General features: G+C 73.2%; 23 protein-coding genes and 1 pseudogene. 14 read left to right on the plus strand and 10 right to left on the minus strand.

The window, feature by feature from the left end:
• Positions 1 to 11: 11 nt before the first annotated feature.
• Positions 12 to 323, minus strand: a complete 312-nt coding sequence (locus BS83_RS14185) for a helix-turn-helix transcriptional regulator (protein WP_037604244.1) — start codon at positions 321 to 323, stop codon at positions 12 to 14.
• A 740-nt stretch (positions 324 to 1,063) separates the two neighbouring features.
• Here BS83_RS14185 and BS83_RS14195 point away from each other — a divergent pair.
• Together BS83_RS14195 and BS83_RS14200 are read left to right on the plus strand one after the other, a co-directional pair.
• Positions 1,064 to 1,717 (plus strand): TIGR03086 family metal-binding protein, encoded by a 654-nt coding sequence (locus tag BS83_RS14195; RefSeq protein WP_063774162.1) that lies wholly within the window; start codon positions 1,064 to 1,066, stop codon positions 1,715 to 1,717.
• On the plus strand, positions 1,714 to 1,938 hold the full coding sequence (locus BS83_RS14200) for a DUF6213 family protein (RefSeq protein WP_037604246.1): 225 nt from the start codon (positions 1,714 to 1,716) through the stop codon (positions 1,936 to 1,938). The genes BS83_RS14195 and BS83_RS14200 overlap by 4 nt, the downstream gene beginning before the upstream one ends.
• Positions 1,939 to 2,010: 72 nt before the next feature.
• Here the strand turns inward: BS83_RS14200 and BS83_RS14205 are convergent, their stop codons facing one another.
• Positions 2,011 to 2,277, minus strand: a complete 267-nt coding sequence (locus BS83_RS14205) for a GlsB/YeaQ/YmgE family stress response membrane protein (RefSeq protein WP_063774163.1) — start codon at positions 2,275 to 2,277, stop codon at positions 2,011 to 2,013.
• A 79-nt stretch (positions 2,278 to 2,356) separates the two neighbouring features.
• On the opposite strand from BS83_RS14205, the gene BS83_RS14210 reads away from it, so the two are divergent.
• The 3 genes from BS83_RS14210 (at position 2,357) to BS83_RS14220 (ending at position 4,976) form a co-directional block, all read left to right on the plus strand.
• Entirely contained in the window at positions 2,357 to 2,836 is a 480-nt protein-coding gene (locus BS83_RS14210; RefSeq protein ID WP_037604247.1) for a hypothetical protein, read from the plus strand.
• Between the two features lie 62 nt (positions 2,837 to 2,898).
• On the plus strand, positions 2,899 to 4,428 hold the full coding sequence (locus BS83_RS14215) for an MFS transporter (RefSeq protein WP_269664892.1): 1,530 nt from the start codon (positions 2,899 to 2,901) through the stop codon (positions 4,426 to 4,428).
• A 131-nt stretch (positions 4,429 to 4,559) separates the two neighbouring features.
• Positions 4,560 to 4,976 carry a cupin domain-containing protein gene (locus tag BS83_RS14220; protein ID WP_037608925.1) on the plus strand — a complete coding sequence of 139 codons (417 nt, stop codon included), beginning with the start codon at positions 4,560 to 4,562 and terminating at the stop codon, positions 4,974 to 4,976.
• 25 nt (positions 4,977 to 5,001) lie between these two features.
• Here BS83_RS14220 and BS83_RS14225 read toward each other — a convergent pair whose 3' ends face one another.
• Together BS83_RS14225 and BS83_RS14230 are read right to left on the minus strand one after the other, a co-directional pair.
• The gene (locus BS83_RS14225) at positions 5,002 to 5,466 is read right to left on the minus strand and encodes a CBS domain-containing protein (protein WP_037604249.1); all 465 of its coding nucleotides are present in this window, start codon (positions 5,464 to 5,466) and stop codon (positions 5,002 to 5,004) included.
• Between the two features lie 118 nt (positions 5,467 to 5,584).
• Positions 5,585 to 5,884: a hypothetical protein gene (locus BS83_RS14230; protein ID WP_037604250.1), complete on the minus strand. Its 300-nt coding sequence runs from the start codon at positions 5,882 to 5,884 to the stop codon at positions 5,585 to 5,587.
• A 516-nt stretch (positions 5,885 to 6,400) separates the two neighbouring features.
• Here BS83_RS14230 and tal point away from each other — a divergent pair.
• From tal to BS83_RS41815, 5 genes are all read left to right on the plus strand, one after another.
• Complete coding sequence (tal, locus tag BS83_RS14235) at positions 6,401 to 7,561, plus strand: transaldolase (RefSeq protein WP_051943040.1); 1,161 nt, start codon at positions 6,401 to 6,403, stop codon at positions 7,559 to 7,561.
• A gap of 120 nt (positions 7,562 to 7,681) precedes the next feature.
• On the plus strand, positions 7,682 to 8,026 hold the full coding sequence (locus BS83_RS14240; protein WP_037604251.1) for a DUF3040 domain-containing protein: 345 nt from the start codon (positions 7,682 to 7,684) through the stop codon (positions 8,024 to 8,026).
• A 117-nt stretch (positions 8,027 to 8,143) separates the two neighbouring features.
• On the plus strand, positions 8,144 to 8,887 hold the full coding sequence (locus BS83_RS14245) for a G1 family glutamic endopeptidase (RefSeq protein WP_051943041.1): 744 nt from the start codon (positions 8,144 to 8,146) through the stop codon (positions 8,885 to 8,887).
• Between the two features lie 51 nt (positions 8,888 to 8,938).
• Positions 8,939 to 9,118 carry a hypothetical protein gene (locus BS83_RS14250; RefSeq protein ID WP_037604252.1) on the plus strand — a complete coding sequence of 60 codons (180 nt, stop codon included), beginning with the start codon at positions 8,939 to 8,941 and terminating at the stop codon, positions 9,116 to 9,118.
• A gap of 126 nt (positions 9,119 to 9,244) precedes the next feature.
• A complete protein-coding gene (locus tag BS83_RS41815) occupies positions 9,245 to 9,946 on the plus strand; it encodes a DUF4232 domain-containing protein (RefSeq protein WP_051943042.1) in 702 nt (233 codons plus the stop codon).
• Between the two features lie 18 nt (positions 9,947 to 9,964).
• Here BS83_RS41815 and BS83_RS14265 read toward each other — a convergent pair whose 3' ends face one another.
• Positions 9,965 to 10,420, minus strand: a complete 456-nt coding sequence (locus BS83_RS14265; RefSeq protein ID WP_232248305.1) for a DUF1905 domain-containing protein — start codon at positions 10,418 to 10,420, stop codon at positions 9,965 to 9,967.
• A gap of 143 nt (positions 10,421 to 10,563) precedes the next feature.
• Between BS83_RS14265 and BS83_RS14270 the strand changes: the two genes are divergently transcribed.
• Both BS83_RS14270 and rph read left to right on the plus strand, forming a co-directional pair.
• Positions 10,564 to 11,205 carry a TetR/AcrR family transcriptional regulator gene (locus BS83_RS14270; protein ID WP_063774356.1) on the plus strand — a complete coding sequence of 214 codons (642 nt, stop codon included), beginning with the start codon at positions 10,564 to 10,566 and terminating at the stop codon, positions 11,203 to 11,205.
• Positions 11,206 to 11,444: 239 nt separating this feature from the next.
• Positions 11,445 to 14,056, plus strand: a pseudogene (gene rph, locus BS83_RS14275) (rifamycin-inactivating phosphotransferase).
• Between the two features lie 85 nt (positions 14,057 to 14,141).
• On the opposite strand, the gene BS83_RS14280 reads toward rph, so the two are convergent.
• On the minus strand, positions 14,142 to 14,741 hold the full coding sequence (locus tag BS83_RS14280) for a YbaK/EbsC family protein (RefSeq protein WP_084713480.1): 600 nt from the start codon (positions 14,739 to 14,741) through the stop codon (positions 14,142 to 14,144).
• 169 nt (positions 14,742 to 14,910) lie between these two features.
• Between BS83_RS14280 and BS83_RS14285 the strand changes: the two genes are divergently transcribed.
• Positions 14,911 to 16,041: an NADH:flavin oxidoreductase gene (locus tag BS83_RS14285; protein ID WP_037604254.1), complete on the plus strand. Its 1,131-nt coding sequence runs from the start codon at positions 14,911 to 14,913 to the stop codon at positions 16,039 to 16,041.
• A gap of 64 nt (positions 16,042 to 16,105) precedes the next feature.
• Here the strand turns inward: BS83_RS14285 and BS83_RS14290 are convergent, their stop codons facing one another.
• Together BS83_RS14290 and BS83_RS14295 are read right to left on the minus strand one after the other, a co-directional pair.
• Entirely contained in the window at positions 16,106 to 17,266 is a 1,161-nt protein-coding gene (locus BS83_RS14290; protein WP_051943043.1) for an alpha/beta hydrolase, read from the minus strand.
• Positions 17,267 to 17,284: 18 nt separating this feature from the next.
• Complete coding sequence (locus tag BS83_RS14295) at positions 17,285 to 18,253, minus strand: TIGR03084 family metal-binding protein (RefSeq protein WP_063774164.1); 969 nt, start codon at positions 18,251 to 18,253, stop codon at positions 17,285 to 17,287.
• A gap of 134 nt (positions 18,254 to 18,387) precedes the next feature.
• On the opposite strand from BS83_RS14295, the gene BS83_RS14300 reads away from it, so the two are divergent.
• Positions 18,388 to 19,335 (plus strand): alpha/beta hydrolase family esterase, encoded by a 948-nt coding sequence (locus BS83_RS14300; protein WP_037604255.1) that lies wholly within the window; start codon positions 18,388 to 18,390, stop codon positions 19,333 to 19,335.
• A 272-nt stretch (positions 19,336 to 19,607) separates the two neighbouring features.
• Here the strand turns inward: BS83_RS14300 and BS83_RS14305 are convergent, their stop codons facing one another.
• Both BS83_RS14305 and BS83_RS14310 read right to left on the minus strand, forming a co-directional pair.
• Complete coding sequence (locus tag BS83_RS14305) at positions 19,608 to 21,245, minus strand: amidohydrolase (RefSeq protein WP_037604256.1); 1,638 nt, start codon at positions 21,243 to 21,245, stop codon at positions 19,608 to 19,610.
• Positions 21,246 to 21,310: 65 nt separating this feature from the next.
• Positions 21,311 to 21,997: a TetR family transcriptional regulator C-terminal domain-containing protein gene (locus tag BS83_RS14310; protein ID WP_051943044.1), complete on the minus strand. Its 687-nt coding sequence runs from the start codon at positions 21,995 to 21,997 to the stop codon at positions 21,311 to 21,313.
• Between the last annotated feature and the right edge of the window lie 21 nt (positions 21,998 to 22,018).

Below are 22,018 nucleotides of genomic sequence, written 5' to 3' on the forward strand. Positions count from 1 at the left end.
TCGGCCGGTGCTCAGCCCCGGAGCGTGCTGCTCGGCGGGCAGTGGTGGACGGCCTGGTAGCGGGTGGCGAAGCGGCCCGGGTGGAGGAAATCCCAGTGCGCGGCGATCTGCGTGACCGTGGTGAGCTCAGGGTCCGCGTCCATCAACTCGTCCTGGGCGCGCCGGAGCCGCACGTCGCGCAGGTAGCCGAGCGGCGTGTTGTCCAGATGGCGGCGGAACGCGTACTGCAGCCTGCGGGGGGTGACGTGGGCGGCCGCCGCGATGTCGACCAGGGCGATGTCCCTGTCGGCGTGCTCGTCGATGAAGGCGGTGGCGCGCCGCACCGTCGCCGGGCTCGCATCCGGCCCTTCGGGTGAGCTGCCGGGCCCTGATCCGACGCCTGCCCCGAACGAAGCGCCGGTCGGCCCCACCGCCGGGCGGACCTGTCCGTTCTGCGTGGGGGACGAGCCGTTGCGGGCGGACATCGTCCGCGCGGCGCGCGCGGTGGGGGCCGAACCGGAGCTCGTCGCAGAGGAGTTCTGGCGGTGGTTCACGGGCCGGCCCGGTTCCCGCCTTCCCGAGCGCCCTCACCCGGCGTGCGGCGGACTCCCTCGTCACCAGGCACCGGTCGCCAACCCCGACCGCACCACCGTCGATTCCTGGCCGACCGCGTAGGCGCTCACGCCGGCGCGGGCTGCGGCGCGGGCTCGGGGAGCCCCGGCCCCGGCCCGGCTTCCCCGGCGGGGGCGGCGGCACCGGATCGGGGCCGAGCGGCTCCGGTGCCGGCGGGGGAACAGGGTCCGGACCCAGCGGCTCCGGGCGCGGCCCCGGGCCGGGACCGGGATGCGGTCCGCCCGGCGGCGGTGGCGTCGGCGTCGGCGGGACCGGGTCGGGTTGGACGGGCTCGGGGACCGGCACGTGATCACTCCTCCTCGAGTGGTTCATCCGGTCGGCCGCGCCTACCCGCTCGGCCCGAGGCGATGCACGCGGATGAACACGGAGGCGGAACGTGGTGTCAAGCGGTCCGGACCGGGCAGTCGCCGGATCCGGAGATCCTTCCGGGTGTTCGTCGAGGAGTAGCACCATGGTCACCCACAGGCAGCCGTCCATCGCTCTGCCGCGCGCCCACAGCGCGGCGCTCGACCACTTCGACTGGCTGGTCAGGGACGTCGAGCCGGAGCAGTGGCGGTCCGCCACCCCCTGCCGGGAGTGGAACGTGCGGCAGTTGGTCAACCACGTCACGGTGCAGCAGCGTTGGCTGAGCCTGCTGCTGTCCGGCGTCTCGGCGGGGTCCGTCGGCGACCGCCTCGACGGCGACCTGCTCGGAGACGACCCGGCGCTGGCCTTCAAGCACGCGGCGGTCGAGGCGGAGAGCGCGGTCCACGACGAGGCCGCACTCGACGGCACCGTGCGGCTGTGGTCGGGACCCGCCCCCGCGCGTGATCTGGTCAGCCAGCTGACCATGGACCTCGTGGTCCACTGCTGGGACCTGGCCCGTGCGACCGGCGCCGACGAGCGGCTGCCGGAGTCCCTGGTCGCGTTCGCGCTGCGCGAGCTCTCCGGCTACGCCGACCGGCTCGCCCCCTCGGGCCTGTTCGACCCGCCGGCTCCGGTGCCGAACGACGCGGACTCGCAGACCCTGCTGCTGGCCATGACGGGCCGCCGCGCCGACGCTCCGCCGGGGGCGGCCGGGGAAACGGGGGCGGCAGGGGTGGCCGGGACGGGGCGGAGCCGGTGATCAGCGTCGATCTCCCACTGGTCGCCCTCGGCGAGGGCGGCATGCTGATCCCCGCCGAGCAGGTGACCGACCTGCTGCGCGAGATCGCCGGCGAGTACCGCAGCTGGGTGGAGAGCGACCCCACCGAGGCGCAGTCGGTCGCGGACGCCGCGCTCGTCCTCGACCGGCTCGCGGACCAGATCGACGTGGAGTGCATCGCGGCCAGCGGGGACGCGGACTGACGCCCCGCTCCTGTGACCGGCAGCCCCGGGTATCCCCCGGCACCCGGGGCCTGCCACGGACGGCGGCGGCGCTCAGGCGCGGCCGCGGGTGCCGAGCCTGGCGATCAGCAGGACGATCACCGCGCCGAGGATGGACCAGAGCAGGCCGCTGGTGTGGAAGGAGTGCGACCAGTGGTGGAGCTGGAACTCGTCGCCGAGGAAACCGCCGAGGAAGGACCCGACGACGCCCAGCACGACCGTGCCGAGCAGGCCGATCGGATCGCGTCCGGGGACCACGAGCCGCGCGACGGCGCCGGCGACGAGCCCGATCAGGACCAGGTAGATGATGTAGGCAACCATAGGGAGCGCCTGCCCTGACTCCGCTGAAGCATGCGGCGGCCCGCGGTGTGAGGCCGGAAACAGCGGGCAGACGCGGCGCATGACCGCCACCGACCCCACGACCGCTCCGCCATGTCGCCCGGCCGGCGTCACCCTGTTCCAGGAGACGGACTTCCACGGCCTCTCCCGGCATCTGAGCGACACCGGCCTGACCGCCTACAGCCCCGCTGCGCTGGGCCTGGCCAGGATCGCCTCGGTCGTGATCACGCCCGACGGCGGACCAGGGAGCGAGGCCCAGGTGCGGGTCTTCCGCGTCCAGTTGTACGACCGGGCTCCGGTGTACCTTCCCACCGGCGCGGAGGCGCGCGAATTCCGGCTCGACGTCACCGCCGACCTCGCCGACACCGGGGACTGGCGTACCCGGACGCGCTACGTCACGGTCGCTTCCTGCACGGCCGCCGACGCGGACTGGGGCTTCGGCCGGCCGCTGGCCGGCGGCGAGCCCGCCCGCTACACGCTCGTCGACCACCCGGCTCGGCCCGCGCCGTCCCGGCTCGAGGACGGGCTCGAGGACGGATGACGTCCGGCAGGCTGCCACGACCCAGGAGGTGACGTCGCACGGACCGGAAATGGTGGACCCTGATCGCCGTCTGCGTCGGCACCTTCATGCTGCTGCTGGACGTCACGATCGTCGTGGTCGCGCTGCCGGACATCCAGCGCGCGCTGCACGCGGGGTTCAGCGACGTCCAGTGGGTCGTCGACGCCTACGCGCTGGCCCTCGCCTCGTTCCTGCTGACCTCCGGCGTGCTGGCGGACCGCTACGGGCGACGACGGCTCTTCCTCATCGGGCTGGTGGTCTTCACCGCGGGATCGCTGCTCTGCGGGCTCGCGCAGACCTCGTTGATGCTGATCCTGTCCCGCGCCGGGCAGGGTCTCGGCGGGGCGATCATGTTCGCCACCTCGCTCGCCCTGCTCGGCCACAGCTTCCGGGGCCGGGACCGCGGCGTCGCCTTCGGCGTGTGGGGCGCGATCACGGGCGTGGCGGTCTCGCTCGGGCCGATCCTCGGCGGCCTGATCACCACGGGCATCAGCTGGCGCGGCATCTTCCTGGTCAACGTCCCCATCGGGGTGGCCGCGCTGGCCGTCACCAGCCGACGGCTGGAGGAGTCGCGCGCGCCGCGTCCCGGCCGACTCGACGTGGCGGGCTTCGTGCTGCTGACCCTGGGGCTGGTGGGCCTGGTCTTCGGCCTGATCCGGGCCGGGGAGACCACCTGGGGCGACACCACGGCAATCACCGCTCTGGCGGTGGGCGGTGCCCTGCTGGTCGGCTTCGTCCTGGTGGAACTCGTGGTCGCCGACCCCATGTTCGACCTGAGCCTGTTCCGCAAACCGACCTTCGTCGCGGGCCTCGGCGCCGCGTTCGCGATGAACGGCTCACTCTTCGCGATGCTGCTCTACCTGGTGCTCTACCTCCAGGACGTGCTGGGCTACTCGGCCCTGGCCACCGGCACCCGACTGCTGGTCTCCAGCGGCTCGATGCTGGTGGCCGCCACCGTGGCGGGGCGGCTGAGCGAACGGGTGCCCGTCCGGTGGCTGATCGGTCCCGGCCTGCTCGCCGTCGGGGTCGGCCTGCTGCTGATGGCGGGACTGAACCAGGACAGCGCCTGGACGCACCTGATCCCCGGCTTCGTCGTCTCCGGCGTCGGGGCCGGCTTCGTCAACCCGCCGCTGGCGTCCACCGCCATCGGCGTCGTCGAGCCCGAGCGGGTCGGCATGGCGTCCGGCATCAACTCGACCTTCCGTCAGATCGGCCTCGCCACCAGCATCGCCGCGCTCGGCTCGATCTTCGCCACCTCGCTGCAGGAGCGGCTCACCCACGCGCTGGCCGGCACTCCGCTGGCCGGGCGCTCGGCCGAGATCCTCGCCTCCGTCCGCCAGGGCCAGGGCCGCGCGAGCACCGGCTCGGTCCCCGCGCCCCTGCGCAACGAGCTCCAGGTGGCGATCCGTTCGAGCTTCACCGACGCGCTGGACCGCCTGCTCGTGGTCACGGCCGTCCTGGCGCTCGCCGGCGGCGTGCTGTCGGCGGTGCTCATCCGCGACCGGGACTTCACCGCCCGGCAGCCGGACGCCGCGGGCGCCACGGCGGGCGACGCGGCGGACGAGCTCCGATAGGGGCAGGCCGCGTGGCACGGGTAGGGTTCACCGTGTGAGCAGCACGATCCACAGCTCCGCCCTCCCGACCGAGCCGTGCCTTGAGTCCGGCCCCGAGCAATGGCGTGTGCGCATCGGACGGGCGGCCGAACGTGACTGACGACGCCTCGGCCGAGGACGGCGACACCACCGGGCCCGTGCCGAGCCTGCTCTGCGACGTCCAGGCGCTGACCGCCGGGCTGGGACCGGACGGCGCCGGGGCGGTGTGGAAGCTGGCCGAGTCGGGGCGCCAGCTGGACGCCAACCTCGTGCATCTGCAGGCGGGCCGGCAGGTCGGCACGCACACCGAGCCCGACCTCGACGTACTGCTGCTGGTCGTGGCCGGCAGCGGCGTGCTGACCTCGCCGGGAGGAGCAGAGCGGCTGACCGCCGGCTCCCTGTACTGGCTGCCCCGCGGCTCCACCCGCGCGCTCACGGCCGGGGACGCGGGCCTGTCCTGGCTAACGGTGCACCGGCGCCGCCCGGGCCTGCAGATCCGCCCCGGCCCGCGGCCGGAAGCCCCGGCCTGACCGGGCCGCCCCGCCGCGCCGTCGGCTACCTGGGACGGACGACGGTCGGGACGCCGTGGATGTAGTGCTCCAACTGGTCGATGGTGAACTGCTGGTCGGCGATCTGCTGCTTCAGCAGGTCACCGATGGAGACGATGCCGCTCAACCGCCCGCCGCTCAGCACCGGCAGGTGCCGCATGCGGTGTTCGGTCATCAGCGCCATGCACTCGTCCACGCTCTGGCCCGGCTCGACGTAGCGCACCCTCTCGGTCATGATCTCTTCGACGCGGGTCTCCCCGGCCAGGCGTTGACGCAGTTCGACCTTCCGCGCGTAGTCACGCTCGGTGACGATCCCGGCGATCTCCTCGCCGTCCATGACCACCAGGGCGCCGATGCCCTTCTCGGCCATCAGGGCGAGCGCCGCCAGCACCGTACTGTCCCTGCGCACGGTGTGCACCGTGCGACCGCCGTCGGACTTGGCAGCAAGAACCTGCTCAACGGTCACGCTCATGCCGTATCCCTCCTTCGCTGGACGGACCCATGTCTCCGGAGTGCTCATTCCCCGTTCCGGTTCCCGCGAACAGCACCGGGCGGAGTGGCGGCGACACCGGGGTCCCACCGCCCACGCCTCAGGCAGGTCGGACGGCCAGCAGCACCAGGCCCGAGACGATCAGGGTCGTGAACCCCGCGAACACGCCGGACGAACGCCGCAGCAGGGCGAACCCCAGAAGCGGCGCCAGGCAGACGAGACCGGTCACCACGGCCGCGTCGTCCCACAGCAGGGCGCGGTCGTGACGACTGTCGAACCAGCCGTCACCGTTCAGCAGCGCCCAGGTCAGGCCGAGCAGGAGGACAAGCACGATCCCCTGCAGGACGATCACCGCGATCGCCACTCGGGACAGCCCCGCCTGCCAGTTCCCCCGCGCCATCAGGCTCCCCTTCCGGTCATCGCCCGCAACGCGACAAGCGCGCGTCCGGACCGATCGGGGCCGGTCCGCGGAAGACATGGTTGCGGGCACCCACTCTGCCGGTCGCCTTCCCCAGCGCGCATGAGTACGCGTACTCACCTCCGCTGTCGCCGATCCTCCTCCATCCCCTTCCAGGACAAGAGATCTGACGGACCGGCAGAGGAGCCCGCCTCCGAGCCCGCGGCCGAAACGCCGGACCACGGGCAGGCTCTCCTGCTGCCTAACCCCGCCCCTACCGGCGCCGGTAAGGGCGGCGCAGGGCCGGGACGGCGGGTGTGGCCCGCGGCAGGGGGCGCCACCGCGTTGCCCGGCGATCCGACCCTTGGCGCGCTCGGCGGGGCCGACCGACATGCGCGGTGTCTGCCCAGCTCCGTTCGCCGTGCACCAGGCCGACCCCCGGCGGGTTTGCGGGCGGGCGGGCGGGTTAGCCGCTTGGGTGGGACGTGTGCCGTGGGAGACGAGGGAGCGGAGGCGGAGATGGGCAACGACGTGCTCGACCGGCTCGCCGAGGCCGGGGTGTCGGTCTGGCTGGACGATCTGAGCCGGAGGCGGCTGGCGGACGGCAGCCTGGCCGCGCTGGTGCGGGACCGGAACGTCGTCGGCGTGACCACCAACCCGACGATCTTCGCCAAGGCGATCGAGGGCAGCGACCTGTACGACCGGCAGATCGCGGATCTCGCCCTGCGCCGGGTCACCGTCGACGAGGCGCTCCGCGCACTCACCACCTACGACGTGCGCTGGGCCTGCGACCTGCTGCACCGCGTGCACGCGGAGAGCGGCGGGCGGGACGGGCGGGTCTCGATCGAGGTCGACCCGCGCCTCGCCTACGACACCGACCGCACCGTCGCCGAGGCGCGCGCCCTGTGGTGGGCCGTGGACCGGCCGAACCTCTTCGTGAAGATCCCCGCCGCCGCCCAGGGGCTGGAGGCGATCAGCGCCTGCCTCGCGGAGGGCATCAGCGTCAACGTCACCCTGCTCTTCTCCCTGACCCGCTACGACCAGGTGGTGGAGGCCTTCCTGACCGGTCTGGAGCGGGCCCGCGACGCCGGCCACGACCTGTCCAGGATCGCCTCGGTGGCCTCGTTCTTCGTCTCACGGGTGGACACCGAGATCGACCGACGGCTGGACCGCCTCGGCGGCGACCGCGCCCAGGCGCTGCGCGGCTGGGCCGGGATCGCGAACGCCAGGATCGCCTACGAGCACTACGAGAAGGCCTTCTCCACCGAGCGCTGGAAGGGGCTGATGGACGACGGCGCCAGGCCGCAGCGGCTGTTGTGGGCCTCGACCGGGGTGAAGGACCCGCGGTACGAGGACACCCGCTACGTGACCGGGCTGATCGCCCCCGACGTCGTCAACACCATGCCCGAGGCGACCCTCGACGCGGTCGCCGACCACGGCGCGCTTCCGGTCAGCGACCTGCGCTTCGGCTACGCCGAGGCCCACAAGGTGCTGCGCGATCTCGCCGGGCTCGGCGTCGACTACGACGACGTCGTCCAGTGGCTGGAGGACGACGGCGTCGAGAAGTTCGAGGCCAGCTGGGACCGGCTCGGTCGCGGACTGGAGGCACGGCTGGCCGCCCCGGACGCCGGGGCGCGCGCGGTGGACTTCGAGCTCGACTACCACCGCAGCGGAGTCTGAGGAGCACACAGTGACGGTCGGTCGGCCGGTCGACGGCGAGCAGCGGAAGTCGCCGGTCCGGTACCCCGCTCGCGGAGAGTCGGGAGCCGATGGACAGGAGGGACCGGCACGGGACTCTCGATGAACGACCGCCGTGTCCTGGCGGAGATCGACCGGCGTCTCACCGCCTCCGACCCGCGCCTCGCGGCGCGCCTCGGCACGCTGACGCGTGCACGGTTCAGCCTTGCCGCCGTCCGGGGCGCGATGTGGCGCAGGCCGCTGGCCGTCGTGTCCTGGAACGTGATCGCCCTGGCGGCGCTGCTGCTCGTCCTCGCGGCGGCCGTCCACCGGCCGCTGCTCGCGGGCGTCGGCGTCGTGGCCCTGCTCGCGGGCGGCCTCGGCGCGACCATCAGCTGGCTCGAGCACCGCCCCGCCCGCCCCACCCGCCGGGACCGCCCGGACCGCCCGGTCCCGCGCGGGAAGTGAGGCCGCGGCCTGGCGGCTTCCCCGTCCACGCCTCATTGACATGACCCGGTTGATTCACGATTCTCTGTCGCACCGTCAGATCACCCGTCTGGCCTATCGACGACAGGGGAATCACCCGTGCGCCCTCCCGCCCTGCCCACCGTTGCCGCCCTCGCACTCGCCTCCGCGCTCACCGCCCTGGCCGCGGCTCCGGCGACAGCAGCGCCCGTGGCGCCCGCCGCGGCGCCGCACCTGAACCACCACCTGGACCGGCACGCGAGCGGCAACGACAACTGGGGCGGCTACGCCGTCACCGGCGGCACCTACCACTCGGTGACCGGCGACTGGACCGTGCCGGCGCTCGACTGCTCGGCCACCGCGGGCGACATATCCTTCTGGTCCGGACTCGACGGGTGGACCAGCAGCAGCGTCGAGCAGATCGGCCTCGACGCGGTCTGCACCAAGAACCGCACCGTCCAGTACAACCCGTGGGTCGAGATGTACCCGGCGAACTCGATCTACTTCACCGAGACCGTCAAGGCCGGCGACACCATGACCTCCTCGGTCACGACCAGCGGCAACGGCACCTTCACGCTGACCCTCGCCGACCCGACCCAGGGCTGGACCAAGACCTACACCAAGTCCGCCGCCGGCGTGGCCCTCAGCTCCGCCGAGGTCATCGTCGAGGCGATCGGCTCGCGCACCATCCCGCCCTGCCCGGACTTCCACCAGGTCCAGTTCACCGACGTCACCGCGAACGGCCAGTCCTTCGCCACCGCCGGCACCGTCAGCACCACCAACCTCGAACGCAGCGGCGTCCTCCTCACCCAGGACGGCCCCCTCACCGGCACGACCTTCCCGGTGACCTGGCTGCACGCCTGAGTCCTTCCGGGCGGGGACTAGGCTGCGGTGACTTGTCTCCGGAGGTGCCGCGTGCTGTTCGTGTCGTTCGAGCTGCTGTTGCTGCTTCTTGCCTGCGGCCTCGGCTTCGCGGTCTCGCGGATCCGGTTCCGGGGCCGACGCCGGCCGGGCTGGGGCGTGGCCGTGGGCGCCGTCCTCGCCCTGCCCCCGGCCTTCGCCCTGGCCGCCTGGACGACGTTCCTGTTCTCCTAGCCCGGCTGCGCCCCGCCCGTGCGTGACGGGGCGACAGCCATTCGTGCACGGTCCGGTGTCCTGGACGGGACAGCTTTGTGACACCGGGCCAGGAACGCGGGGCCAGGGGCGACCGTCTTCAAGGTCATGAAGAAGTATTCAGCCTTTGGCATCCTCGCGGCGTCCGCCCTCTGTCTCACTGTCAGCGCCTGCACCTCGACCGGTTCGCCGGCCGCCGGCGGGACGGGTTCCACGACCGCCCCGGCGACCGCTGCCGCGACGTCCGGCGGTTCCGGCGGTTCCGGCGATGGCTCGGGTGGCACCGGCGGCAGCGGGACGAGCGGCAGCACCGGTGGCAGCGGCGGCAGCAGCGGTGGGGCGACGGCCACGGCCGCCGCCGGTCCGGCTCCGTGCACCGGGTCGCAGATCACCGTGGGTGCGGGGCAGGGTGACGGCGCTGCCGGGCACCTGGCCGTCGTGCTGTCGTTCACCAACTACACCGACCACGCCTGCACCCTGCACGGCTACCCGGGGGTCGCGGGCCTGGACTCCAACGACAACCAGGTCGCGCAGGCCCGCCGGACGCTGCGCGGCATGATGGGCGGGGCGGCCCCGTCCGCGACCGCACCGGCCACGGTGCTCGTCGCGGCGCACTCGGCGGTGTCGGCGCGCGTGGAGGCGACCGACGTGCCCGCGGGCGGCGCGACCAGCTGCCCCACCTACGCCGGCCTGCTCGTCACCCCGCCCGGCACCCGCGCGTCGACGCGGATCGTCTCGGTCCAGCTGCCCGGCTGCTCCGGCCTCGAGGTGCACCCCGTCGTCCCTGGAAACACCGGCAACCAGCAGTGACGCCGCCGCGGTAGCGACTCAGGGCTGCTGTCTGCGGGCGCTCAGGGCTTCGGCGGCCTTGTCGATCCGGCGCCGGCGCGTCTCCTCGGTCCTGGCCTCCTCGATCGGCAGGACGAAGCGCTGCCGCCGGCTGTAGGACAGGCCGTCGAAGAACCGCCGTGTGTCGGCGTCCAGCAGCGCGGCGAGATCGGCCGGGACCGGCAGCTCGCGGGGCTCGGTGTCCAGCTCCACCTCGACGGCCACCGGATCTCCCGCGGCTACCGCTGCGGCCTCGCGGACCGCGGCGCTGACGCTGATCAGCGCGCGGCCGCCCATCACGCCGACCGTGGTGCGGTAGACGTGGCCGTTGAGGGTCACCCGTACGGCCGGGCGCTTCGCCCCGCCGAGTTCGGCCAGCACCTCGTCGGGGACGGGGATGCCGGTGGTGGTCTTTCCGGTGGGCTCGACGGTCGCCTCGAACAGCATGGTCACCATCTCCTCGATGGTCGTGGCACCGCCAGGTCTGCGCGGGCACACTTCTACACTGAATGGTGCACTATCTTGTATACCAAACAGTACCGAAGTGGACGGGGAGCGGCATGTCGGCGCAGGCGCGGGAACCGGAGTCCGCCGTGAGGATGCCGCAGGGCCCGCGCGACCGGGGCCCCGACCCGCGGACCCTGCGCACCAGGGCGGCGGTCGCCGAGGCCGCCACCACGCTCTTCCTGCGCAACGGCTACCAGGACACCGGCGTGGACGAGATCGCCGCGCTCGCGGGGGTGTCCAAGCGCAGCATCTACAACAACTTCGCCGACAAGCAGACCCTCTTCACCGAGCTGGTCCTCGGTTTCACCAGCACCGCCGGGCACTTCGCCGACGAGCTCGTCGGCGGGCTGACCGAGGCGGAGGACCTGCCGGCCGCCCTGCACGATCTGGGCCGGCGCCACCTGCGCACCGTCGCCCGCCCCGAGGTGCTGCGCCTGCGGCGGCTGATCATCGTGGAGGCCGCCCGCTTTCCCGACCTGGCCGCGGAGTACTACCGCCGGGCCCCCGGACGCGTCATCGCCGCACTGACCGAGAGCTTCGCCGAACTGCACCGGCGCGGCGCGCTGACCGCGGCCGACCCCGGTCGGGCCGCCCAGCACTTCTCCTACCTGGTACTCGGCAGCACGCTGGACACGTTCCTCTTCGACCCCGAAGGCGCACTGCCCTCCCCCGCCGAACTGGACCGCCTGGCGGACGATGCGGTGACCGCCTTCCTCGCCGCCTACCGCGCCTGACCGGCCGGTCGGGCCGGTCGGAGAGAATTCCTGCGGCGGAAAAGCGAAACGGCGAGAAGAACACTCTTCTCGCCACTCTCAACTTATAGCGTGCCGGGGGGCTTGCCGCAAGGCCCCCGTCGTGCCGCACAATCGTCGGCTGACGCCACAACCTGCGGAAACGGGAGCAGGACGGGCCAGGGAATCACCACGGGCCCGGGATGGTGTTCGACAGAGTGGGAGACGCCGGTGATGTCGCGATGACCGAACAGTACGTGTGGGATCTTCGGGAGGTCGACGAAACGCAGGCCGGGCTCGTCGGCGGCAAGGGCGCGAATCTGGGCGGGCTGTGCCGGATCGGGGGCGTCCGCGTGCCGGAGGGCTTCTGCGTGACGACGGACGCCTTCCTGCGGGTCCTCGCCGGGGCGCCGATCGACGATCAGCTCGACCGGCTGTCACGCGTCGATCCTGAGGACCGGGAGGCGATCCGCAGGCTCAGCGCGCGGATCCGTCGGACCGTCGAGGAGGCCGCCGTTCCGGACGAGGTCGCGGCGGCGATCACGGCCGCGCTCGCCCGGTTCGGCGAGGAGGGCGCCTACGCGGTCCGGTCCAGTGCGACGGCGGAGGACCTGCCGACGGCCTCCTTCGCCGGGCAGCAGGACACCTACCTGAACGTCGTCGGACCGACGGAGATCCTCCGGTACGTCAGCGGCTGCTGGGCCTCGCTGTTCACCGAGCGGGCCGTGACCTACCGTCAGCGGAACGGCATCGACCACCGCACGGTCCGCATGGCGGTCGTCGTGCAGCGGATGGTCCTCCCCGAGGCGTCCGGCATCCTCTTCACGGCCGACCCCGTGACCGGCGACCGGAAGGTCGCCACCGTGGACGCCGGTTTCGGTCTCGGTGAGGCCCTGGTCTCCGGTCTGGTGAACCCGGACGTCCTCAAGGTCCGCGACGGCGAGGTCGTCTCCCGGACCATCGCCGCCAAACAGCGGGCCGTGCTCGCCGTGCCGACCGGCGGCACCCGGCAGGTGGCGGTCGACGCGCGGCGGCAGGGGCAACCGGCGCTGACGGATGCCCAGGTGGTGCGGCTCGTCGAGCTCGGGCGGCGGATCGAGGCGCACTTCGGCTGCCCGCAGGACATCGAATGGTGCCTGACCGACGACGGCTTCCAGTTCGTCCAGAGCCGTCCGATCACCACCCTGTTCCCCGTCCCCGCCTCCGTGTCGGGCGACCGGAGGAACCGCGTCTACGTCTCCGTCGGGCACCAGCAGATGATGACCGACGCCATGAAGCCGCTGGGACTGTCCATGTGGCGGCTGACGGCCATGGTGGCGATGCACGAGGCCGGCGGGAGGCTGTTCGTCGACGCCACCGACCGTCTCGCCGCGCCGGGGAGCCGGGCGGCGCTGCTGGAGGTGATGGGGAGGGGCGACCCGCTGGTCAGGGACGCGTTGGAGACCGTCCTCGAACGCGCAGACTTCCTCGCCCCGCTCCCGCCCCCCGGGTCCGGCCCGGCTCCGGCCGTGCCCCGGCGGGCGCCGCGCCCGAGCCGCTCGCGACCGATCCGGCGATCGTCGCCGACCTGGTCGAGCGCAGCCGGGCATCCGTCGCCGCGCTGGAGCGGGACATCCGGACGAAGACCGGGCCGGCGCTGTTCGACTTCCTGCTGGAGGCCTTCGGTGAGCACAAGCGGGTGCTCGCGGATCCGCTGAACATCCAGGCGATCATGGCGGGGATGGAGGCCACCTGGTGGCTCAACGACAACCTGGAGGCGTGGCTCGGCGAGAAGAACGCGGCTGACACGCTCACCCTCTCCGCCCCCGGCAACGTGACCTCGGAGATGGGCCTGGAGCTTCTCGACGTCGCGGACGTGATCCGGTCGCGGCCCGAGGTGGTGGACTTCCTGCGGGGCGTGCAGGACGACGGCTTTCTGGAGGAGCTGGCCAAGCTCCCCGGCGGGACCGAGGCGCGTGACGCGATCGAGGGCTACCTCGACCGCTACGGCATGCGCTGCGTCGGCGAGATCGACATCACCAGGCCACGCTGGCGCGAGCGGCCGGGCACGCTCGTGCCCGTGATCCTCGACAACGTCAGGAACTTCGAGCCGGGCGCGGCCGAGCGGCGCTTCGAGCAGGGGCGGCAGCGGGCGCTGCAGAAGGAACAGGACGTGCTGTCACGTCTGCGGGCCCTGCCGGACGGCGAGGGGAAGGCCGACGAGGCCAAGCGGATGATCGACCGGGTCCGCACCTTCATCGGGTACCGGGAGTACCCGAAGTACGGCATCGTCAGCCGCTACTTCGTCTACAAGCAGGCCCTGATGCGGGAGGCCGAGCGTCTGACGCGGGCGGACGTGCTGGCCGAGCCCGAGGACGTCTTCTACCTGACCTTCCAGGAGTTCCACGAGGCCGCGTGCGCGAACCGGGTGGACGGGGAGCTGATCCGGCGGCGCAAGGAGGAGTTCCTGGCGTACCGGGCGCTCACCCCGCCCCGGGTGCTCACCTCGGACGGCGAGGCGCTGACCGGGTCCTACCGCCGTGACGACGTGCCGTCCGGCGCCCTGGTCGGCCTGGGGGTGTCCGCCGGGACCGTCGAGGGCCGGGCCCGCGTCGTCCTCGACATGGCGGACGCGGTTCTCGAAGCGGGCGACATCCTGGTCACGCCGTTCACCGACCCCAGCTGGTCGCCGCTGTTCGTGGGCATCGCGGGCCTGGTCACGGAGGTGGGCGGGCTGATGACCCACGGCGCGGTGATCGCCAGGGAGTACGGCCTGCCCGCCGTGGTCGGTGTGGCGGAGTGCACCCGGGTGATCCGGGACGGGCAGCGGATCCGCGTGCACGGGACCGAGGGCTACGTCGAACTGCTGACCTGAGCCCTCACCCCGAGCTCCTGCCCCGGCCTGTCCGCAACGCCCGTCCGCGACGCCCACGGGCACTGACGGGACCCTGCCGCGACGCTCAGTCGGCCTCGGCGGCGGAGGGCGCCGTCGTCGGGGCCGTGGCCAGGCCGGCGAGAACCTCGGCGCCCGGCAGCCGGGCCACGGCCCAGCCGGGCAGGATCAGCTTGCCGCGGCGGGAGCCGCTGCCGATCAGCACGTGCGGCGCGGCGGCCACCGCCGCGTCGACCAGCAGCGGCCACGCGCCCGGCAGCCCGACGGGGGTGATGCCGCCGTACTCCATGCCGGTCGCCTCGACCGCCGTGTCCGTCGGCGCGAAGGACGCCTTGCGCGCGCCGAGGTGACGGCGGACGGCCTGGTTGACGTCGAGGCGGGTGGTGGCCAGGACCAGGCAGCCGGCGAGGGTGGTCTCCCCGCCGCGCTTCGCGGCCACCACCACGCAGTTGGCGGAGAGCTCCGGCGGCACGTCGTACGCGGCGCAGAAGGCGGCCGTGTCCGCCTGCGCCGGGTCGCTGTCGACGTGGAGCACGGACTCGGCCGCCTCCCGGTCGCTCCAGCTCTCCAGGGCCGCGGCCACCGGCGCGGCGAGATCGGCGCGCATGTCGACCGCGCGGTGGACGGTGGGGAACGCGCCGAAGGGCGCCCGCGCCTGCTCGCTCATGGGCCGACCCTATCGAAGCGCCGGGCCGGCCCCGCCGCCGGGAGTGTCGTCAAGGTGACGGTTGTCATAGGGCTGCTGTTCCGGCACGTGAAATGCCCCCTGGGCACCGACGGTTGTCACCTGCGCGCGGTCTCCGCGCGCACAGCCGTCTTCACCCCCGAGGAACTTCATGACCATCGCCGAGTCCGTCGTCTCCCGCGCCGCCGAGATCCTGTCCCGGCCCGTCGCGCTGAACGGGTTGACCGTCCCCAACCGCATCGCCATGGCGCCGATGACCCGCATGTTCTCCCCGGGCGGCGTCCCGGGTGAGGACGTCAGGTCCTACTACGCCAGCCGTGCCGCCGCGAACGTCGGACTGATCGTCACCGAGGGCACCTACGTCGGGCACGAGTCGGCCGGGCAGAGCGACCGGGTGCCGCGCTTCCACGGCGAGGAGCAGCTGGCCGGGTGGGCCGCGGTCGCCGACGCGGTGCACGCCGCAGGCGGCACGATCGTGCCGCAGCTGTGGCACATCGGCATGGTGCGCAAGCAGGGCCAGCCGCCGTTCGCCGACGCCCCGGCGGTCGGCCCCTCCGGTGTCCGCCTGGACGGCTCCGAGGACGGCGGCCGGGCGATGACCCGGAGCGACCTCGACGCGGTGATCGGCGCGTTCGCCGACGCCGCCGCCGACGCGGAGCGGATCGGCTTCGACGGCGTGGAACTGCACGGCGCCCACGGCTACCTGGTGGACCAGTTCCTCTGGGCCGGCACCAACCGCCGCACGGACGCCTACGGCGGCGACCCGGTGGCGCGGACGAAGTTCGCCGAGGAGATCGTGGCCGCGGTCCGCGAGCGCGTCTCGGCGGAGTTCCCGGTGATCTTCCGCTACTCGCAGTGGAAGCAGGAGGCCTACGACGCGCGCCTTGCGGAGACCCCGGAGCAGCTGGAGGCCATCCTGGCCCCGCTCGCCGCGGCCGGTGTCGACGCCTTCCACGCCTCGACCCGCCGCTACTGGCTGCCGGAGTTCGAAGGCTCGGACCTCAACCTGGCCGGCTGGACGAAGAAGCTGACCGACCGGCCGACCATCTCCGTCGGCTCGGTCGGCCTGGACGGCGACTTCCTGGGCGCCTTCGTCGGCGAGGGCTCGCCGCTGCGGTCCATCGACAACCTGCTCGACCGGATGGAGCGCGAGGAGTTCGACCTGGTCGCGGTCGGCCGCGCGCTGCTGCAGGACCCGCAGTGGGCGGCGAAGGTGCTCGCGGGCCGCTTCGACGAGCTCGCCTCCTACGACGCGGCGTCGCTGAAGTCGCTGAGCTTCTGACCTCCCGGCGCGAGCCGCGGCCCCGGGGCCGCGGCTCGGCTGTTTGCCGCCGGACAGGGCCTGGCTAGTGCTTCTTGGCGGCGTGGGTGGTCGGGGTCGTCTCCGACTGCGGGGCGTCGAGCAGGGCGTTCAGCCAGGGGAAGAGCGAGGGGTACATCGAGGTCCAGGTGCCCCAGTTGTGCCCGCCGTCCTTGAGCAGCAGCGGAGTCGCCACCTGGACGGGGAACTTGGCCGCGGTGCGCAGGGCGTCGGCGTTGGCCTTGGTGCTGTAACGGTCGTGGAGGCTGGTCGCGACCATGATCGACACATCGGTGTCCGGGCCGGTCCTGCGCAGCAGCGCCAGCGGGTTCTCGGAGGCGAGGACGCCCTTGGTGGACACGTTGGACGGATCGCCGTGGAAGTCGTCCGGGCTCATCGCCACGGCCGTGGCGAAGCGGTCGGGATGCTTGAGCACCATCCTGACGGCGCAGTAGCCGCCGGTGGAGATCCCGACCAGGCCCCAGCCGTGGGCGCTGTCCAGGACCCGGAACTGCCTCTTGATCATGTTCGGCACGTCGGTGCCGATCCAGGTGCCGTTCCTGACGCCGTTCGAGTCGGTGCAGTCGGTGTTCTTGCCGTTCGGGTCGATCGTGGGCACGACGATCACGGCGGGCTTCATGGTCCCCTTGGCCATCATCTGGGCCAGGGACTGCGGCATCTTGCCGCCGGCCAGCCAGGTCTTGGTCGAGCCGGGGTAGCCGTGCAGCAGCACGATGACGGGGAACCTGTCGTTCTGGTACTTCGTCTGGTCATACTGCGGCGGCGTCCAGACCAGCACCTGACCGGTCAGGCCGGAGACCGGGCCCTTGTACATGGCGCTCTCGAAACCGGACGGCCCCGGCCCGAACACCGCCTTCGCCCAGGCGGTGTCGGAGCTCGGAAGCGTCACGTTGTTCGCGCTCGTGTCGCCCAGGAGGTCCGTCCAGGACGTGTACAATCCGTTGTCGTTGTTGATCCACACCGCGACCACCGCGATGGCGGTGACCTGGCAGACTCCGATCATCCCCACACGAAGCAGCCAGCGCAGGGCCTTGGGCCCGCGCACGGCTCCCCACGCGAGCGTCGTGAGCACGATGGCGACGACCGTGGCGAGGATGAGGGTGTAGAAGAAGGCATTGCCGGTGAGGCTCACGTGGCGGTCTCTTCGCGGGTCGGTGACGGCGTTGGCGCGGGCGGGCGCGCCCATGGAGCGCGTTCCGGCACGCTAGCGGCGTCTCCTGTGCGTTTTGCTCCGAGCTCCCCCTACTGGTCGGTTTGTGACTAAACCGTGCGCACATGCTGTGCAAACTGTGATCTCCCACGCCCGTCCCGTGGCTCGTAGCCGGAGCCGGGCTGAGGCGGAGCTGGGGTCGGCCGGGCTCAGCCGGAGCTGAAGCCATCGCGGCCCGGCGTCAGGCGCGGGGCGTGCGGCCGGGGCCCGGGGGCCGGCGAAGGCCTGGGCGAGGAGGAGCCAGGCGGCGGCGTCGTCGCCGTGGGTGCGGAGGGCGCTGTCGGCCGGGGCGAGGCGTTGGGTGACGACCAGGCAGAAGTCGAGCGCCGGGCCGGTGACCCGCTGCGGGGCGTCGGGCGGGCCGTAGGCCCACTGCTCGCCGTCGGGGGCGGTCAGTTCGACCCGGAACTCCTCCGACGGCGGGGTGAGGCCGTGCACGCCGTAGGCGAAGTCCCTGGTCCGGACGCCGAGGCGGGCGATGTGGCGCAGCCGCGCCGTGGGCGCGGAGCGCAGACCGAGGGCCTGGCGTACGTCCTGACCGTGGGCCCACGTCTCCATCAGGCGTGCGGTCGCCATCGACGCCACGCTCATCGGCGGCCCGTACCAGGGGAACCGCGCGCCGGGATCGGCCGCCGCGAGCGCGTCGAGCAGCGCCGCACGGCCGTCCCTCCACTCCGCGAGCAGTCGGCCGGGCGGCTTCCGCGCCTGCTCGGCCGCGGCGATCCCGACGAAGTCCTCACCGCCCTCCAGCGCGCGGAGAATCTCCTCGGGGAAGGCCTCCGGCGTGCGCACGGCGATCAGCGCCCTGGCGTCGGTCCAGGCCAGATGTCCGATCTGGTGGGCGATCGTCCACCCGGGCGCCGGCGTCGCGGCGGACCAGTCCACCTCGTCCCGCGCCACCACCGCGTCCAGCGATTCGCTCTCGTCACCGAGGTCCTTCAGGACCGGCCCGGCATCCGCCACGCTGCTGCCTCCTCACGCCCGCGACCGGACCGCGCGTCCGGCGCAAGGATGACACCACGTCAGGTCCGGCGCTGCCAGGATTTCCACAAAGTCCGCTGCTGCACTGCCCCTGACGTCGACGGAGGGAGACCGTCATGCCACGGAAGACGACCCGCGCGGTGCTCGCGGTCACGCTCGCGCTGCTCGCCCTGCTGTCCGCCACGGGCTGCCGCCCGTCGGCGACGGCCGGCGCTCCGGCTGCCACGGTCCGCCCGCTGCCCGTCGGCCGGTCCTCCGCGGGCCTGACGGTCGACGGGATCAGCCGCAGCTACCGCGTCTACCGGCCCGCCGCGCTGGCCGGGCCCGCGCCGCTGGTGGTGATGCTGCACGGCGGGTTCGGCAGCGCGGAGCAGGCGGAGAGCTCCTACGGCTGGGACCGCCAGGCCGACGCGGGACACTTCCTCGTGGTGTATCCGGACGGCCGGGACCACGCCTGGAACTCCGGCGGAGGCTGCTGCGGCGTGCCGGGCACGCGGAACACGGACGACGTGGCCTTCGTGGAGGCGGTCGTCCGCACGCTGGGCCGACAGGTCCCGCTCGACCTGCGCCGGATCTATGCGACGGGGATCTCCAACGGCGGGATGATGGCCTACCGGCTGGCCTGCCAGTCGCACCTCTTCGCGGCGGTCGGCGTCGACTCGGCCACGCAGATGGCGGACTGCCCCGCGCCGACGCCGGTCTCCCTGCTCCACATCCACGGGACCGCCGACCACAACATCCCCTACGCCGGCGGTCCAGGCGAGGGCCCGGCACATATCGACGGGCCCGCCGTGCCCGCGGTGGTGGCCCAGTGGCGGGCCACCGACCGCTGCGCCGCGCCGGCCGTCACGACCGCGGCGAGGGTCACCACCTCGCTGTCGGCCTGTCCTGACGGCCGCGCGGTGGAGCTGATCACCATCGCCGGGGCCGGCCACCAGTGGCCCGGCTCTCCGAACCGTCCGGTGCTCCAGCGGGTGCTCGGCCTGGACACCCCGTCCACCGCGTTGGACGCGACCACCGTCTTCTGGCAGTTCTTCGCCGCCCACCCGGCCCCGGCCGGCTGAACCCCGCCGTCCGAAGCCCCGTCAGGGGCGTCGCCGGCCTTCGCGACGAACGGCCGGTCGCACTCCCCAGGGGCGCGAGGCTCTGCCGACTTGCGGCTCTGCCGAGATGCGGCTCCGCCGCGCGGGCGCGAAAGGCCGTCCCCTCGGATGGAGATGGCACACCGAACGAGCGAAGCCATCCGCTCATCAGTGCTGTCTCGCACGGTTCCCCACGCCCCCGAGGCACTGCCTGGGCGCCGAGACGGAGCAGGACGGGCCGAAGGCGAGGCGCCCTACAGCTGGGGCGCGCGGTGCGTGGGACGCCCGGCCACCACTGTCAGCAGCACCGGCAGCTCGGCCAGGTCGAGGTCCGGGACCGCGAGCGGGTCGTCGGCGAGGACGGTGAGGTCGGCGCGGCAGCCGATCGCGAGGCGTCCCGCGCTCCCCTCCTCCCCCGCCGCCCAGGCGGGGTTGACCGTCATGCCCTGCAGCGCCTGAAGGGGGGTCAGCGCCTGCTCCGGACCGTGCGGCGGCTGGGCGAGGTCGCGGCTGGGGCGGCGGTGGCGGGCGCCGGCCATGACGGTGAGCGGCGGGTAGGGCGCGATGGGCCAGTCCGAGCCGAGCACCACCCGCGCGCCCGCCGCCCACAGATCACCGCAGCGGAAGGCGCGCGAGGCGCGCTCCTCGCCGAGACGGCGGGACCAGTTGTCGCTGTGGTCGGCCCGGGTGTAGTCGGTGCAGTGGGTGGGCTGCATGGACGCGATCACCCCGAGCCGCACGAAGCGTTCCACGGTGTCGTCCGGCACGGTCTCGATGTGCTCCACCCGGTGCCGGACGGCAGCCCCGCCCTCGGCCACCCCGCCTTCGACCGTCGCCTTCTCGACGGAGTCGAGCACGTGCCGGACCGCCGCGTCGCCGATGGCGTGGGTGGCGGTCGGGACGCCTGCCGTGTGGAAGGCCACGACGGCGCGGGAGTAGGCCTCGGGCTCGGGCCAGAACGCGTGGGTCGACTCGCCGTGGCAGTCCGGACGTTCGAGCCAGGCGGTGCCGTTGTCGATGGTTCCGTCCATGAACATCTTCACGCCGTCGACCCGCCACAGCTCACCGCCGGTGCCCTGCATCCGGATCAGCCCGGCGAGCGCGTCGGCGTCCGCGCCCGGCTGGCACCAGGGCGCGATCCGCAGCCGCAGCGCCAGATCACCCTGATCCTCCAGCGCGGCGAAGCGGGCCAGGGCGTCCCCGTTGGCGTCCATCGCATGGCCCCCGGTCAGTCCGGCCGCCGCCATGCCCCGCAACACCTCGGCCGTGCGCAGCCGCAGCTGCTCCTCGGTGGGCTTGGGGGCGACGGCCTCCACCACCTCGCAGGCGGCGTCCTCGAGCAGCAGTCCGGTGGGGCGGCCCGACGCGTCGCAGACGATCTCCGCGGCCTGCTCGAAGGCGCGCGGCCCGTCGACTCCGGCGAGCTCCAGGGCCCGCGCGCTGGCGAGCAGCGAGTGCCCGTCGAAGAGGTCGATCGCGGCGGGGACGCCGTCCAGTACCGGTCCGACCGCCGCGGCCGTGACCGGCTGTGCGCCGAAGACGTTCGGGTCGAGCCCCCAGCCGCGCAGCCACCCGCCGGGCGGCAGCGCGCGCCGGCCGGCGTCGAGGGCGGCCCGGACGTCGTCCAGGTCGGCGCAGCCGGACAGGTCGACGCCCATCGTGCGCTCGGCGCCCGAGGTGGGGTGCAGATGGCCGTCGACGAGGCCCGGGATCACCACGGCTCCCCTGAGGTCGACGACGGTGGTCGCCGGACCGGCCAGGGCGCGGATCTCGCGGTCGGCGCCGAGGTGAGTGATCCGGCCGCCGGACGCGGCGAGCGCGGTGTGCGGGAGCACCCGGCCGGCGCCCGGATCCAGCAGACGGGCGGAGAGCAGGACGAGGTCGGCGGGCACGGGTGGCTCCTTCGGTGGTGCGGCGCGCCCGCGCGGCGACGCTCGGTGCGGTCGCGCGGTGCGGCTCAGTCGGTGGGCGGTGGGGCGGACGTCGGCGAGGCCAGCGGCTCGGCGGACGCGAGCGCGTGCGGGGCGAGCGTCTCGGGCGCGAGGCCCAGGACCCGCTCGGCCGTGGTCGCCGCCATGACGGTGACGGCGCGCGGCCGGTCGCTCCGGTCGGTGTTCGCGTGCACGCCCAGGCCGTCCAGGACGACCAGGATCGAGATCGCCGCGACCAACGGGTCCCCGGTGTCGAAGACGCCTTCGTCGACGCCTTCGCGGATCAGCCCGGTGAGCCGGTCGCGCCACAGGGACTCCTGGTGCGCGACCCGCTCGGCGAGCGAGACCCGGTACCGGCTCAGGTGGCGCGCGTTGAGCCAGAGCCGGCTGATGTCGTCGTAGCGCTTCCCGCCCGTCAGCGAGAAGAACCTGGTCAGCGACTGCAGCGCCTGCCCGTTCGGGCGGACGGCGGGCAGCAGCTGGTCCAGCTCCCCCGTGGCCGCGTCGCCGAAGGCCTCGGCGACCAGGTCCTCCGCCACCGGGAAGTAGTGGCTGATCAGTCCGGGACGCACGGAGAGCTCGTCGGCCACCCTGCGCACGGTGATCAGTTCCAGTCCCTCGGCCAGGGCGATCTCCGCGGCGGCGGCCACGATCTCGGCCCTGCGCGCCTCGGGTGTCTTCCTGACGCGCTTCGAGGGAACTCTTGACGTCATGTCGGCGACGTTATTGGATGT

The sequence above is a fragment of the Streptacidiphilus rugosus AM-16 genome, assembly GCF_000744655.1.
In the GTDB taxonomy this organism is placed as follows: Bacteria; Actinomycetota; Actinomycetes; order Streptomycetales; family Streptomycetaceae; genus Streptacidiphilus; species Streptacidiphilus rugosus.